Source organism: Roseateles sp., assembly GCF_036486225.1.
GTDB lineage: Bacteria > Pseudomonadota > Gammaproteobacteria > Burkholderiales > Burkholderiaceae_C > Roseateles.
Map to the genome: position 1 here is coordinate 25,577 of NZ_DASVNZ010000080.1, position 14,863 is coordinate 40,439.

General features: G+C 68.7%; 13 protein-coding genes. 2 read left to right on the plus strand and 11 right to left on the minus strand.

Going from position 1 to position 14,863, the window contains the following annotated elements:
• Nucleotides 1-66: 66 nt before the first annotated feature.
• Nucleotides 67-837 (plus strand): DUF481 domain-containing protein, encoded by a 771-nt coding sequence (locus VF536_RS05970; protein ID WP_331613896.1) that lies wholly within the window; start codon nt 67-69, stop codon nt 835-837.
• A gap of 42 nt (nt 838-879) precedes the next feature.
• Here VF536_RS05970 and VF536_RS05975 read toward each other — a convergent pair whose 3' ends face one another.
• Entirely contained in the window at nt 880-2,946 is a 2,067-nt protein-coding gene (locus tag VF536_RS05975; protein ID WP_331613897.1) for a DUF6600 domain-containing protein, read from the minus strand.
• A 206-nt stretch (nt 2,947-3,152) separates the two neighbouring features.
• Nucleotides 3,153-3,689, minus strand: a complete 537-nt coding sequence (gene def, locus VF536_RS05980; RefSeq protein WP_331613898.1) for a peptide deformylase — start codon at nt 3,687-3,689, stop codon at nt 3,153-3,155.
• Nucleotides 3,690-3,743: 54 nt separating this feature from the next.
• Between def and VF536_RS05985 the strand changes: the two genes are divergently transcribed.
• Nucleotides 3,744-4,751, plus strand: coding sequence for an MBL fold metallo-hydrolase (locus VF536_RS05985; protein WP_331613899.1), 1,008 nt, complete (start codon nt 3,744-3,746; stop codon nt 4,749-4,751).
• Between the two features lie 51 nt (nt 4,752-4,802).
• Here the strand turns inward: VF536_RS05985 and ntrC are convergent, their stop codons facing one another.
• From ntrC to VF536_RS06030, 9 genes are all read right to left on the minus strand, one after another.
• Complete coding sequence (gene ntrC, locus VF536_RS05990) at nt 4,803-6,299, minus strand: nitrogen regulation protein NR(I) (protein ID WP_331613900.1); 1,497 nt, start codon at nt 6,297-6,299, stop codon at nt 4,803-4,805.
• Between the two features lie 42 nt (nt 6,300-6,341).
• On the minus strand, nt 6,342-7,466 hold the full coding sequence (glnL, locus tag VF536_RS05995; RefSeq protein WP_331613901.1) for a nitrogen regulation protein NR(II): 1,125 nt from the start codon (nt 7,464-7,466) through the stop codon (nt 6,342-6,344).
• A 63-nt stretch (nt 7,467-7,529) separates the two neighbouring features.
• Complete coding sequence (locus VF536_RS06000; protein WP_331613902.1) at nt 7,530-8,087, minus strand: hypothetical protein; 558 nt, start codon at nt 8,085-8,087, stop codon at nt 7,530-7,532.
• Between the two features lie 228 nt (nt 8,088-8,315).
• Nucleotides 8,316-9,734 (minus strand): type I glutamate--ammonia ligase, encoded by a 1,419-nt coding sequence (gene glnA / locus VF536_RS06005; RefSeq protein ID WP_331613903.1) that lies wholly within the window; start codon nt 9,732-9,734, stop codon nt 8,316-8,318.
• Between the two features lie 243 nt (nt 9,735-9,977).
• Nucleotides 9,978-10,772 carry a competence/damage-inducible protein A gene (locus VF536_RS06010; protein WP_331613904.1) on the minus strand — a complete coding sequence of 265 codons (795 nt, stop codon included), beginning with the start codon at nt 10,770-10,772 and terminating at the stop codon, nt 9,978-9,980.
• 49 nt (nt 10,773-10,821) lie between these two features.
• On the minus strand, nt 10,822-11,790 hold the full coding sequence (locus tag VF536_RS06015; RefSeq protein WP_331613905.1) for an EI24 domain-containing protein: 969 nt from the start codon (nt 11,788-11,790) through the stop codon (nt 10,822-10,824).
• Nucleotides 11,790-12,842 (minus strand): sterol desaturase family protein, encoded by a 1,053-nt coding sequence (locus VF536_RS06020; RefSeq protein WP_331613906.1) that lies wholly within the window; start codon nt 12,840-12,842, stop codon nt 11,790-11,792. Before VF536_RS06020 ends, VF536_RS06015 begins: the two co-directional genes overlap by 1 nt.
• A gap of 17 nt (nt 12,843-12,859) precedes the next feature.
• Nucleotides 12,860-13,657: a polysaccharide deacetylase family protein gene (locus VF536_RS06025; RefSeq protein WP_414710293.1), complete on the minus strand. Its 798-nt coding sequence runs from the start codon at nt 13,655-13,657 to the stop codon at nt 12,860-12,862.
• A 107-nt stretch (nt 13,658-13,764) separates the two neighbouring features.
• Nucleotides 13,765-14,793, minus strand: a complete 1,029-nt coding sequence (locus VF536_RS06030; RefSeq protein WP_331613907.1) for a YncE family protein — start codon at nt 14,791-14,793, stop codon at nt 13,765-13,767.
• Between the last annotated feature and the right edge of the window lie 70 nt (nt 14,794-14,863).

The window sequence follows — 14,863 nt, forward strand, 5'->3', positions numbered from 1 at the left end:
GGAAACACAGCTGGGATCGGAGGTTGCCAAGGCAGGCGCATGTTCACTCTCCCCAAAGGATTCGACATGCCGCCGACGCGCCTCCTTCCCCGCCTCGCCGCCGCCACCTGCCTCGCCGCCATTCCGCTCGCCAGCTTCGCGCAGGTCACCGTCAAGGACGACGGCCAGTGGCGCGCCCTGTTCACCGCCGGAGCGAGCGTCTCGTCGGGCAACAGTGACTCGACGACGGTCAACCTCAGCGGCGACGTCGTCAAGGCCACCAAGATCGACAAGCTGACGTTCAACGGCCGTGCGCTCTACGTGAAGAACGACGATGCGGACTCCGAGCAGCGCTACGCCTTCGGCACGCGCTATCAGCGCGACGTCACCGAACGCGTGTTCGGCTTCGGCCAGTTCGACGCGCTCAAGGATGAGCCCGCCAACCTGTCGTCCCGCTACTCCGTCGGCGCCGGTGCCGGTTATCACGTGATCAAGCGGGACGACGTCACCTGGGACGTGTCCACCGGTCTGGGCTTCACGCAGGAACGCTACGTCGTCCCGGCGCTCCAGGACGGCGTCCTGCGCAGCAAGTACAGCAACACGGAACTGCTGTTCGCCGAGGAGTCGAATCACAAGATCTCGGACAACACGACGCTCAAGCAGCGATTGGCCTACCTGCCCGACCTGCGCAACAGCGGCGAGTACCGCGCCACCTTCGACGGCGGCATCTCGGTCGCGATGACGCAACGGTTCAGCCTCACGGCCACCATCCAGCACCGCTACGACAGCAATCCCGGCGACGGCCTGAAGAAGAACGACACGCTGTTCGTCACCGGCGTGTCGTACAGGATCGATTGAGCGGGCCGAGGGGCTCGCGCCCCTCGATGTTCCTTCAACGCTTCAACGCTCCATCTGGCGGCCGGGGCCGTCGCTGCGGCGCGGTGGGTCGGCCGCTCGCGGCGGCTCGGCGGCACGAGGCGGCTCCGCACGCGGTGCCGGCGCGGGGCGAGGGGACTCGACGCGCGGCTGCGGCATCGGACGCGGCGCCTCGACGCGTGGTTGCTCCGCGCGGGGCGGCTCGAAGCGCGGTTGCGGTTGCGGTTGCGGCTGCTGCGGACGCTCGAAACGAGGCTGCTCTCCCCGGGGTTGCTCGAAGCGCGGCTGCTCGGCGCGCGGTTGTTGAGGCTGCTCGAAGCGCGGCTGCTCCACACGATCGGGACCGCGATGGCGCCATTCGTTGCGATCACCCTCGCGACGCTCCGACGGGCGCTGCACGTCGGGGCCGCGCTGTGGCAACGGCGTGGGCGGGCCCTGCTGCCCTTGCGGCACCTGCGGCCGCACCGTCGCGTTGTCGGGCTCGGGCCGGATCACACCGCGGACCGGGCGGCTCTCGCCAGGGCGCGTTTCATTCGGCGCATCCGGCCGGCCGTCGCCGTTGCGGTCCATGAAGGGACGCCCTTCATTGCGACCGTCGTTGCGGCCATCGTTGCGTCCGTCATTCCGCCCGCCGTTGCGCCCGTCATTGGGACCATCCGGCCGGCCATCGTGATTGCGGTCCACGAACCCACGTCCGTCGTTGCGCCCGTCGTTGCGGCCGTCAGGACGGCCATCCGGACGGCCGTCGGCCTGCCCGATCGGACGCGGCGGCCACGAACGCTGCGGCTGCAGCGCGGTCGCCGGCAGCGGCGTCGACACCGGCCGCTGCGTGTACAGCGCGCCATGGTCACGCTCGTTCCGGTAGACCGGCGGACGTTGTCCCGGTCGCACCACGGTGGCCGGATTCGCATCCGGGTTCACGCGGCGCCAGTAGGCCTGGCTGTAGCGGAAGCCCGGGGTCCAGGCCTCGCGCGGCGCCAGCGGCACCCAGCTGCCGTAGCGCGGCGGGGGCGGACGGCGGCCGCCGCCCACGACGACGCCCACGCCGATCGAGATCCCCGGCCCGACGCCGCCGACCAGCGCCGGCGCATAAGCGGGACGACGCACATACGGCCCCGGCACCCAGCACCAGCGCTCGCGGTAATAGGCCCAGCGGCCGTAATGGAAGGGCGCGAAGCCCCAGGGCATGTCGTCCACCCAGGTGTAGCCCCAGCGCGCGCTCCACATCCAGCGGCCGTAGCGGTACGGCGCCCAGTCGGCGACGACCACCTGCGGCACCCACACGGCGCCGTAATCGGAGCTTTGTTCCCAGGCGCCGTAACGCGCCAGGTCTTCAGCGCCGGTCATCTCCGGCGACACGTAGGGCACGCTGGTGCCGCTGCCGACCATGGGCTGCACCGCATCGCGGCTGTCTTCCAGGATCAGTCGCGCGAAACCATCCTGCTCCAGCGGTTGGCGCTCGGTGCGCGGGCCGTTGTCCCACCAGAACTCGGCCTGTTCGTTCGTGCCCAGCCAGACCGGCTGCGCGTCGGTCGCGCGCGAGTCGAAACGCAGCTTGCCCTGCCAGGCCTGCGCCTCGCTGCCGCGATCCAGCTGCGTCACGCGGTACAGGCCCTCGCGCTCGAAACCGAAGCGGCCTTCCAGCGTGCGCACCGTCCATTCGTCGGCCGACTCCTGGCCGCGCACCCGCAGGCCCACCGCGCCCTTCACGATCTGTACCGCGATGCGGTTGTCGGCCAGCGCGTTGAATTCGATCTCGCTGCGCTGGTCGATCCACAGCGTGGACGAGCCGATGGTGACCGTCGCGCCGCTGCCGTCGTCGGCGCGCAGTCGATCGCCCTCGCCCACGCTCTGGTTGCGGTGCATCTGCACCCATTCGCGCTCTTCGGCGTCGTACAGCCAGAGGGAGCCGGTCAAGTCCGCCACCCGTCCCGCGCGCGACGGCGCGTCCGCGAGCGCCGGGCCATGGGCCAGCAACGCGACCAGCGCGATCAGCACCAGCGAGGTCGCCATCCACCAGCGGGCCAGCGACCCGCGCCCCGGCGCAGGGTCCAACGAACGAGTCTTCGAGCGGGTCATCGAGTCAGTCATGGCCTTTTGCCTCCACCGGCATCCGGAGGAATGCGGGACGCGGAGTTCCGCGATCGTTTCTTAACGCCGCAGCGACGGCTCGGTGCACGCCTGCTTACAACTTGACGCCCTGTTGCTTGGAGGTCAAGCGGACGGCGTATGCCCCTGCGCGTGCGCGTCCGATCGTCGGGGCGCCCCCACGCTCCGGCACCCGGCGCGCCCGGGCCTCAATCGTCCGTGTTCGGGTCCAGGCCCGGAAACAGGATCTCGGTGAAGCCGAAGCGGCTGAAATCCTTGATCCGCATCGGATACAGCATGCCGACCAGGTGATCGCATTCGTGCTGCACGACGCGGGCGTGGAAGCCCTCGGCCTCGCGGTCGATCAGGGCGCCGAAGGCGTCGAAGCCGCGATAGCGGATGCGGCTCAGCCGCGGCACGACCCCGCGCAGGCCGGGCACCGACAGACAGCCTTCCCAACCCTCCTCGGTCTCGTCGGACAGCGATTCGATGGTCGGGTTGATCAGCACCGTCATCGGCACCGGCGGCGCGTCGGGATAGCGCTCGTTGCGCTGGAAACCGAACACGACGACCTGCAGGTCCACGCCGATCTGCGGCGCGGCCAGGCCGGCGCCGTTGGCGGCCTTCATCGTGTCGAACATGTCCTCGAGCAGCTGCTTGAGTTCCGGCGTGTCGAAGTCCTCCACCGGCTTGGCGTGGCGCAACAGGCGCGGGTCGCCCATCTTCAGGATTTCTCGAACGGCCATGGCAGTTTCCTTGTACGGTTGCGTCATTCTAAGAACCCGAGACGGAGACCGCCCGTGAGCGCCACCACCGCCCTGCCCCCGGCCCCGGCATCGCTGCCGACGTATCTGGAACCGCTGGCCCCCGGCGTTTTCGCCATCGACACGGCCTTCCAGCGCGACCACTTCGACGCGGCATTCCTGATCGTCGACGAAGGGCGCGCGGCCTTCATCGACACGGGGACGCGGCTGGCGCTGCCGCGGCTGCTCGGCGCGCTGGAAGCGCTCGGCGTGCCGCGCGACGCGGTGGACTGGGTGATCCCGACGCATGTGCACCTGGACCATGCCGGCGGTGTCGGTCCGCTGATGGCGGAGCTGCCGTCCGCGACGCTGCTGGTGCATCCGCGCGGACTGCGGCACATGGTGGATCCGTCGGCGCTGTGGGCCGGTGCGCTCGCGGTCTACGGCGAGGCGGAGATGCGCCGCTCGTACGGCGAGCTGATGGGCGTGCCGGAGTCGCGTGCGCAGGCGAGCAGCGACGAGCAGCGGGTCACCGTGGGCGGCCGCGTGCTGCGGCTGATCGACACGCCGGGGCACGCGCGCCATCACCACTGCGTGTGGGACGAGACCAGCGGCGGCTGGTTCACCGGCGACACCTTCGGGCTGTCGTACCGCGAGTTCGATGATCCCGAGCGCGGCGCGTGGATCATGCCGACGAGCACGCCGGTGCAGTTCGAGCCGGACGCGCTGCGCGCTTCCATCGCACGGATGATGGCGACGCGGCCGTCGCGGATGTACCTGACGCATTACAGCGTCGTGGGTCGTGACGCGGCGGATGTCGAGCGCCTCGCGGCGCTGCTGGTGGCGCAGATCGATGAGATGGAGGCGATCGCGCTGCGGTTGAAAGACGCGCCGGATCGCCACGTCACGCTCAAGCGCGAGCTGCTCGCGCTGTACCAGCGCCGCGCGATCGAACACTGCGGCGATCGCATGCCGCCGACGCGCGTGGCCGCGCTGCTGGCGATGGATGTGGAGCTGAACGCCCAGGGCCTGGGCGTGTGGCTCGACAAGCGATCGCGCCAATGAAAACGGCGGCCAAGGCCGCCGTCGTCGTCGAGTCACGCGGAGCGCGACGCGTCATGCATCCAGGTTGAGCTCCTGGATCTTCCGCGTGATCGTGTTGCGGCCGATGCCGAGCTTCTGCGCGGCTTCGATGCGGCGGCCGCGTGTGAGGTCCAGCGCGGTCAGGATCAGGCTGGCCTCGAAGCGGCGCGTCAGCACGTCCCACACGTTGGGCTCGCCGGCCGCGAGCAGGCGTCTGGCCTCGCGCGCCATCTCGGCCACCCACGCGTCCGGCGACGGCGGAATCGCCACCGCCGGCAACGGCATCGAGGTCGACGACGCGGAACTCGTCAGCCCGCTCGCCAGCGGCATGACCTCGGACGACATCGTCGCGGAGATCACCGAGGCATGCGCGCCCGGCTGCGTCAGCAGCTCCTGCGGCAGGTCCTTGGCCTCGACCACCAGGCTGGGCGCCATCACGCTCAGCCAATGGCAGATGTTCTCCAGCTGCCGCACGTTGCCCGGGAAGTCGAAATTCACCAGACGCTGCAATGCCGCTTCCGACAAACGCTTCGGTTCCCCGCCAAGCTCGCCCGCGCTGCGCTGCAGGAAGTAGCGCGCCAGCAGCGGCACGTCCTCGCGACGCTCACGCAGCGGCGGCAGGCGCAGCCGGATCACGTTCAGGCGATGGAACAGGTCCTCGCGGAAGCGGCCTTCCTTGACCAGCGTCTCGAGGTTCTGGTGCGTCGCCGCGACCACCCGCACATTCGCCTTCTGCGGGCTGTGACCGCCGACGCGATAGAACTGGCCGTCCGACAGCACGCGCAGCAGGCGCGTCTGCAGGTCCAGCGGCATGTCGCCGATCTCGTCGAGGAACAACGTGCCGCCCTCGGCCTGCTCGAAGCGGCCGCGCCGCGTCGCCTGCGCGCCGGTGAACGCGCCGCGCTCATGGCCGAACAGCTCCGACTCCAGCAGGTCCTTCGGGATCGCCGCCGTGTTGATCGCGACGAACGGCCCCTCCGCGCGCGGGCTGTGCTTGTGCAGCGCCCGCGCCACCAGCTCCTTGCCCGAACCGGACTCGCCGGTGATCAGCACCGTCACGTGGCTCTGGCTCAGCCGGCCGATCGCGCGGAACACGTCCTGCATCGCCGGCGCCTGGCCCAGCATCTCGGGCATCTGCACCGTCTCGGCCGCGCCGACCGCCTCGCGCTGGCTCTCTTCCTGCGCGCGCCGGATCAGCTCCACCGCACGCGGCAGGTCGAAGGGCTTGGGCAGGTATTCGAAGGCCCCGCCCTGGAACGCGCTCACCGCGCTGTCCAGGTCCGAGTAGGCCGTCATGATGATCACCGGCAGCCCCGGCAGCTGCTTCTTGATCGTGCTCAGCAACTCCAGGCCCGAGCCGCCCGGCATGCGGATGTCCGACACCAGCACCTGCGGCGTGTCCTCCTCCAGCGCCGCCAGCACCTCGCGGGTCTGGCTGAAGCTGCGCACCGGCAGCCCCTCGCGCGTCAACGCCTTCTCGAGAACGAAACGGATGGAATGGTCGTCGTCAACAATCCAGATCGACTTCATCTATGGCTCCCCTTTCCCTCGTTGTCGGCTTGTGGCCGCGGCTCAAGGCAAAGGCAGGGTGATTCGGAAATCGGTCCGACCCGGCTGGCTGTCGCAATCGATCATCCCTTGGTGCTGTTGGGCGATCGTCTGCGCCAGCGTCAGCCCGAGACCGGAGCCGCCATCCCTCCCTGAAACCAGCGGAAAGAAGATGCGGTCCTTGATCTCTTCGGGCACGCCCGGGCCGTTGTCTTCGATATGCAATTCCAATGCCAAGCGCCAGCGCTGCTTGCCGATGGTCACCTGCCGGGCCACGCGTGTGCGCAGCGCGATGACGGCATCGCCCGCGTCGATGCGCTCGTGCAGCACCTGCGCCGCGTTCTGGACGATGTTGAGCACCGCCTGGATCAACTGCTCGCGGTCGCCGCGGAAGTCGGGCAGCGAGATGTCGTAGTCGCGGACCATCGTAAGGCCGCGCGGATACTGCGCCAGCACCAGGGAACGCACCCGCTCGCAGACCTCGTGGATGTTGACGTCGCCCACCACCTGGGCGCGCCGGTGCGGCGCCAGCAGCCGGTCCACCAGCGACTGCAGCCGGTCGGCTTCGTGGATGATGACCTCGGTGTATTCCTCGAGTTCCGGCCACAGGTCCGTGGGCTCCAGCTCCAGCGCCAGCAGTTGCGCCGCGCCGCGGATGCCGCCCAGCGGATTCTTGATCTCGTGCGCCAGGTTGCGCGTCAGTTCCTTGGTTGCGTGGACCTGGTCGAGGTTGCGTTCCTCGCGGTCCTGGCGCGTCTGCTGCGCGTTCTCGATCAGCTCGATCACCAGGCGCTGCGGATCATCGGTCTGGCTGACGATCACATGCACCGGCAGCAGGTCGTCATGCGTGCGCGGACCGCGGCGGATGGTCGCGTCGAAGCGTGAGCTCGAGAACGCGTTGCGGCTCACCTCTTCGAGCGCCTCGACCACGCGGCCGGTGTCGAGGAACCATTCGAGCAGGTTGCTGCCCTGCACCGCGCGGCGCGGCAGGTTGAACAGCGTCTCGACGGCGGTGTTGGCGAACTCGCAGGTGCCGTCGGCGCGGACCACGGCGACCAGGGTCGCGAGCAGGTCGAAGCAGGCGTACTGCGCGTTGTGCGCGTTGTGCGCACTCTGCGCGTCGTGGGGCACAGGGGCGGGTGTCTTCATGGGGTGTCGCTCTCGTCGCCATCGACACGCGACACCACGGCGGCCCGGCCCGCCAGCCCTCGGTCAGAGGTTGGGCGGCGGCAGCTTGGCGAGCTCGCGCTTGATGGCCTGGACGTCGGCTTCCTGGCGCGACACGGACGCCTTGAGCTCGGTCGTGCGGTCCAGGTACTTCTGGAAGTTGCGCTCGTCGCCGCGGCGCTCGGGCTGGCCGTTGTTGTATTCCTGCTGGATCTTGGCGAGCTTGCCTTCCGCGTCGCGCAGTTCCTGCTCGAGGATGCGGCGGCGGTCGTCGTCGCGGACGCGCTGGTCCTTGACATCCACCTTGAGGTCACCACTCTGGCCTCCCGCACCGGAGCCCGCACCGGAGCCCGAAGCCGTGGCCGTCGGCGCACGCGGCTTGCTCGGCGCGATCACGGAGATCGGCGCGCCCTCGATGCTGCGGCAGCCCTTGTCGGCGGCTTCCTTGGCCGTCATCGCGTCGGTGTACAGCACCGGCGGACCGGGGCAGCGATACACCACGCCCTGCGCCCAGGCCTGCCCGGCCACCATGCCCAGCATGGCGGCCAGCATCGTCGCCCACCACGAAGGTCCCACCCGCTTCTTCTGCAGCGTCATCTGCATTCCCTGCTTCTAACTGACCAGAGTCGTCGGGCATTGTGACGCAATCGGTCACCCCCGGTCGAGCGCGTGCGCCCATGCGCTGTTGCGAGGTGTTCGAGTGTGGAAGGTCCGACACGGCGCTCCAGGGACTGCAAAAGAAAAGGGACGGCGCAAGCCGTCCCTGTGCGAGTTCTCGAACGTGCGGAGCGGGCCGTGCCGAAGCGGTCATGGCGCCCTCCGCGCGGACGATCACAGCGAGTAGTACATGTCGAACTCGACCGGGTGGGTGGTCATGCGGAAGCGCTGGACTTCCTGCATCTTCAGTTCGATGTAGGCATCGATGAAGCTGTCGGTGAACACGCCGCCCTTGGTCAGGAACGCGCGGTCCTTGTCCAGGTACTCCAGCGCCTGGTCCAGCGAGTGGCAGACGGTCGGGATCTTCGCGTCTTCTTCCGGCGGCAGGTGGTACAGGTCCTTCGTGGCGGCTTCGCCCGGATGGATCTTGTTCTCCACGCCGTCCAGACCGGCCATCAGCAGCGCGGCGAAGGCCAGGTACGGGTTGGCCGAGGGATCCGGGAAACGCGCCTCGATGCGGCGGCCCTTGGGGTTGGCCACGTACGGGATGCGGATCGAGGCCGAGCGGTTCTTGGCCGAGTAGGCCAGCTTCACCGGAGCTTCGAAGCCGGGCACCAGACGCTTGTACGAGTTCGTGCCCGGGTTGGTGATGGCGTTCAGCGCGCGGGCGTGCTTGATGATGCCGCCGATGTAGTACAGCGCGAAGTCGCTCAGGCCGGCGTAGCCGTCACCGGCGAACAGGTTCTTGCCGTCCTTCCAGACCGACTGGTGCACGTGCATGCCCGAGCCGTTGTCGCCGACGATGGGCTTCGGCATGAAGGTGGCGGTCTTGCCGTAGGCGTGCGCGACGTTCTGGATGATGTACTTCTGCAGCTGCAGCCAGTCGGCGCGCTGGACCAGCGAGCTGAACTTGGTGCCGATCTCCATCTGGCCGGCGTTGGCCACTTCATGGTGGTGGACTTCGACGGGGATGCCCATCTGTTCCAGGATCAGGCACATCTCCGAGCGCATGTCCTGGCCGCTGTCGACCGGGGGCACCGGGAAGTAGCCGCCCTTGACGGTGGGGCGGTAGCCGCTGTTGCCGTGCTCGTAGTCCTTGCCGGTGTTCCAGGCGGCTTCTTCCGATTCGATCTTGACGAACGAGCCGGACATGTCGACGTTCCAGCGGACGCTGTCGAAGATGAAGAACTCGGGTTCCGGACCGAAGTAGGCGGTGTCGCCCAGGCCGGAGGACTTCAGGTAGGCCTCGGCGCGACGGGCCAGCGAGCGCGGGTCGCGCTCATAGGCCTTGCCGTCGGTCGGGTCGATGACGTCGCAGCTCAGGATCAGCGTCGGCTCTTCGAAGAACGGGTCGATGTTGGCCGTGTTCGGATCCGGCATCAGCAGCATGTCCGAGGCTTCGATGCCCTTCCAGCCGGCGATCGAGGAGCCGTCGAAGGCGTGGCCTTCCTTGAACTTGTCTTCGTCGAAATGGGAGACGGGCACGGTCACGTGCTGCTCCTTGCCGCGCGTGTCGGTGAAGCGGAAGTCAACGAACTTGACTTCATGCTCCTTGACCAGGTGCATCACGTCGGCGACGGTCTTGGTGGCCATCAATCACTCCTAGAGGGGGCTGGATGAGAAAGAAAGAGTCGTGGGGCATCGGCCCAGCGCGGACGATTTAGCAGTTTGCATGCCAACAGATGGCGGCACGGTGACAGACAGGCGCCAGAGCGGTGCATGACGCGCAAGCCCTTGATGCCCAACGCGCCAGACGGGGGCGACGTCGGTCGATCAGAGAGAAGCGCTGTCAGGCCACGCGCGGCATCGTCCGGGCAGACTACCCGAAGCGGTGCATCATCGCACCAATTCAGTGCTTATCGAGGCACCAAACTGGACAACGCCCGCGCGCAGGGCGGCGTAGGCGGCGTCCATCGCGGCGGCGTCGCCCTTGACGCCCAGTTCGATGTGCCGGCCCCACTGCGGATGGTCGACGCTGGGCAGCGAGAAGACCTTGATGCCGGGGAAGTCGGACTCGATGCGTTCCATCAGCGGGGTGAGGCTGGCCTCCATCGCGCCCTGCACGATGAGCGAGCGCTCGCGCGTGCCGACCTCGCGATGCAGGTCCGCGTGCAGGTGGTCCAGGACCCACTCGATCATCGGATGCGCCATCACCGGGAAGCCGGGGACGAAGTAGGCACGACCGACGGAGAAGCCGGGGATCTTGTTGTACGGGTTGGGGATGATCGAGGCGCCCTGCGGGAACACGCCCATCTCCATGCGGCGCCGCGTGTCGGGGTGGTCGCGCTCGGGGGTCGTGCCCTGCTCGGCGGCCATCTGCTGGACGCGCTGCCAGATCAGGTCGGCGGCTTCGGGGTGCAACTCGAGCGGCCGACCGAGCGCGGCGGCCGCAGCCTGTCGCGTGTGGTCGTCCGGCGTCGCGCCGATGCCGCCGCAGCTGAAGAACAGGTCGCCGCCCTCAAAGGCCGCGCGGTACTCGCGGATCAGGTGCTCGCGGTCGTCCCCGAGGTACTTGGCCCAGGCGAGCGACAGCCCGCGGGCGCTCAACAGCTCGATCACCTTGGACAGGTGCTTGTCCTGGCGCTTCCCGGACAGGATCTCGTCGCCGATGATGAAGAGGCCGATGTTCATGCGGGGTTCCTGCGGAAACGTGGGAGTGGCAATCAGCGTGGGCGCGGGCTCAGAGCGGCGAGGGCTTGTTCTCGATGCGCGGGGCCGGCGCGGGTGCCGGGTCTTGCCTGTCGTCGACCTCCTCGACGTCATCGACGATGCGAGGCGGCGCGGTCGCGTAGTTCGCCGGCAGCGCATCCATCACCGGATCGGGCGCGCGGTCGGCGGCGGTGTCGGCGCGGCGCATCTCCTGCAGCGCGGCCAACGCGTAATGCGCGAACCACAACGAGCTGAACGCGAAGACCAGCGTGTACAGCCACACCGAGACCAGGATGAGCACCGGCGCGAAGGCGATCGTCAGCGCGCCCAGCGCCCAGATCGCGGCAGGTGCGGCACCGAGATACCCGGTCGCCAGGCCGAGCACCAGCAGCGGCATCCGATGCTCGCCGATCAGGCGGCGGCGCTCGGGGCCGGACGCGTGTTCGGCCAGCACGTCGAAGGTGAAGACGCGATATCCCAGCCAGCCCCAGATCAGCGGCGGCAGGATCAGCGCCAGCGGCGGGATCAGCCAGAACGGCAGCGAGGCGATCAGCAGCACGACGCACAGCACCGTGTGGCCCAGCGACCAGCTCAGGCTGGCGACGAAACCCGCGCCGCGCTTGCGCTCCAGCCCGGCGAAGCGCCGCTGCGCGACCAGGTCCACCATCGACGGCGTCATCAGCAGCGCCACCAGCAGCAGGCTCAGCACGACCAGCGCCGGCACGGCCATCGCCAGCACGATGATGGGCGCGAGCACGGTGCGGAACGACGAGGCGCCCAGGCTGTCCAGCCACTTCAGCATCCCGTCGATGAGGCTCCACGATTCCATCGTGGCGCGCACGCCGGCGACCGCGGCTTCCCAGAAGAAGTAGCCCAGGCCGAAGGCCAGCGCCGCCGACACGATCAGCGGCAGCAGCGACAGGCCGATCACCCGCGGATGCAGGCAGTACGCGGCCGCGCGCCAGAACGAGTCCGCGAGGCGGCTCATCGGCTTGATCATCAGTCGTTCCCTCCGGCCGGCGCGCGGCCGGCGATGTCCATGGGCGCGCCGCCGGACGGGGTCGATCCGTTCCCGGGCGCGGCCGCGATCTTGTCACGTCCGGCGAGCCGCTTGAGCCCCAGCCACTGCTGCGCCCAGAAGCCGCGGCCGTAGTCGCGGCCGCCCTCTTCCGGCAACTGGTCGCGCACGCCGGTCGGGTCCCAGCGGTCCTCGAAGTTGGCGGTGCGGAACAGCACGTCCCAGATCGGGAACATCACCGCGAAGTTGTGGCCGCCCAGCGTGCCGCGGCCGAAGTTCTCATGGCCGATGCCGATCGAGTGGTGCAGCCGGTGGAAGCGCGGACTCACCAGCAGCCGCTCGCCGATCAGGCCGAAGGTCAGGCGCAGGTTCGCGTGCTGCAGGTTCTCGAGCAGCTGCGAGATCGCCACCAGCGCGACGAACTGTCCGGGACCGACACCGATCAGCCGCGCCGTGATGGCGACCGCGCTGTCGATGATCAGGTCGTCGAGCAGGTGGTTGCGGCTGTCGCTCCACATCGTCATCTGGCGCTGGCTGTGGTGCAGCGAGTGCAGCGCCCACCACCAGTTCCACGAATGCTGCGCGCGATGCAGCCAGTACATCAGCAGGTCGAAGGCGACCAGGTAGATCACGAAGCTGACCCAGGCCACGTCGGTGACGCCGGGCCACAGCGCGTCGAGCTGGAAGGTCGGGATGCCGTGCATGCGCATCTCGCCGACGGCGCCGTCGAACAGCGGCTCCAGCGAGAAGAACATGACCAGCCGGAACAGCCCCAGGCGCTGGATCAGCGTGTAGACGATGTCGACGCGGATCGCGTGGCGGTCGGTGACGGCCTCGGCCGGACGCCAGCGCTGCAGCGAGCCGATCACCGCCAGCATCACGACGATCTGGATCAGGCCGACCAGCAGCCAGCCGGTCGCGTCGAACGCGTCCTCGAGCAGGTTGCCGTAGCCGAGGTTGAACACGATCGGTTGAATGACGCTCTCGAACAGCGCCTGCTGCGCCTGTCCGAACAGATCGGTGAACCAGTCCATCACGCCGTCGGTCCTCTCTAACGCTTGGCCATCGATTCCTGCGGTCGCCGCATCCATGCGACGTACTCCGGATGATCGCGCAACGGCGCGAAGCACATGCCCCGGTTTTTCAATCCCTGCAGCAGCGGCTCCAGCACCGTCGGCGCCCAGGGATCCTGCCGCGACCAGATGCCCAGGTGGGCCATCAGGATGTCGCCCGGCTTGACGCGCCGCAGCGCCTGCTCGAGCAGCGCCTGGTTGGGGAACTTGTCGCTCGGCAGTTCGTCGCCGAGGAAGCCCGAGGCGTTCCAACCCACGTGCCGGAAGCCGCAGGCTTGCGCCGCCGCCAGCAACGCCGGCGAGGTGCGTCCGGCCGGCGCTCGGAAGATCATGGACATCGGCCGGCCCGTCATCTCGAGGAAACGACGCGCGGGACGCTTGAGTTCCTCGCAGTACTCGGCCGCGCTCAGCACGACGTTCTGCGGCACCTGTTCGCCCGCGGCACGCTTGAAGCGGAACTTCCCGTCGGGCAGGTCCGCGGACCAGGCATCGTGGAACCAGGTGTGGGAGCCGAAGTCGTGGCCCTGCTCGGCCAGTTGCTTCCACCAGGGCGCCCACTTGTCGTCCAGCGTCTGGCCGCCGTCCATCGTCGGCTCCTGCGCCAGAAAGAACGTGGCCTTCGCGTCGAAGCGCTTGAGCGTGTCGACGATCAGCGGCGCGACGCCCATGTGCCCGGTGTCGAAGGTCAGGTAGACCGGCTTGTCGCAGGGCGCGGCGGTCGGAGCCGACGCGGACTGCGGTTGCGCCTGCACGACGGCGGTCAGCCCGACGAGCAGCGCCGCGCCATGGCGCAACGCGCCGCGCAGCACACGACGGCGCGAGGAGCGCGAGGCGCGCAAGTCAGGCGGGATATTCACGGGCAGCAGCCTGGGTCCGGTCGCGCTCACTGGCGCGGCATCTGGTCGAGCGTCCACACGCCGTGCGGCGACTTGCCGACCTTGACCTGCTGCAGGATCTGCTTGGTCTGCAGGTCCATCACCGTCAGCTTGCGGGCCCAGCGCGAGGTGAACATCAGCGTCCGGCCGTCGGTGAGGATCTCCATGTCGTCCGGGCCGCCGGGCGCCTTGAAGGTCTCGACGACGCTGAAGTCCGCCAGCGCGATCTTGCTGATCGTGTTGGCGGCGCGGTTGCTCACCAGCACATGCTTCCTGTCGCCGAGCGCGCGGAACGAGTGCGCGCCGTCGCCGGTCTCGATGCGCTTGACCAGCTTGGGTTGAGCGCCGGTGACGTCATAGACCTCGACGCTGCGCTCGCCGGTCAGCGCGACCAGCAGGTACTTGTCGTCGGGCGTCAGGTACAGGTCGGCCGGCAGCTTCCCGACGGGGATCTTCCAGCGCGGGGCCATCGTGTTCAGGTCGATCGCCAGCAGCTCGCTGCTGTCCTGCAGACTCGCATAAACGACGCTGCTCCTGCTGTCGATGGACAGATGGCTGGGCGTCTTCGGCGCGGAGAAGCGCTTGAACAGCACCATCGGCTGCGCCGCGTTCTGCGGCTGCCACTTGTAGATGTCGACGTGGTCCAGCCGGTTGCCGGCCAGCACCAGCCACTTCATGTCCGGCGAGAAGCGCAGGTGGTACGGGTCGGGGATGCCGCGGACGGTGCGCTGCACCTCGGCCGTCACCGGATCGAGGAAGGTCAGCGAATCTCCCAGCGCATTGGCCACGACCATGGTCTTGCGATCGGGCGTGAGGTAGAGGTGATGCGGCTCCTTGCCGGTCGGGATGCGCTTGAGCTCGCGGAAGTCCTTCGGATCGATCACGCTGATGTCGGCGTCCAGCGAGTTCAGCACGAAGATGGGACTGCCGGTGGACGCGAGGGCGGCCGGGGCCGCGGTCAGCGCGCCCACGCCGGCCACGGCCAGGGCGGAGACGGCCAGGGCGGCCCGCACGGGCCGCACGAGGGAAGACAGCATGGAGATCCTCAACAGGAGATGCGCGGCGCGCCCAGCGCCATGCAGCCCTCAAGTGTAGGCGGGTTCACCC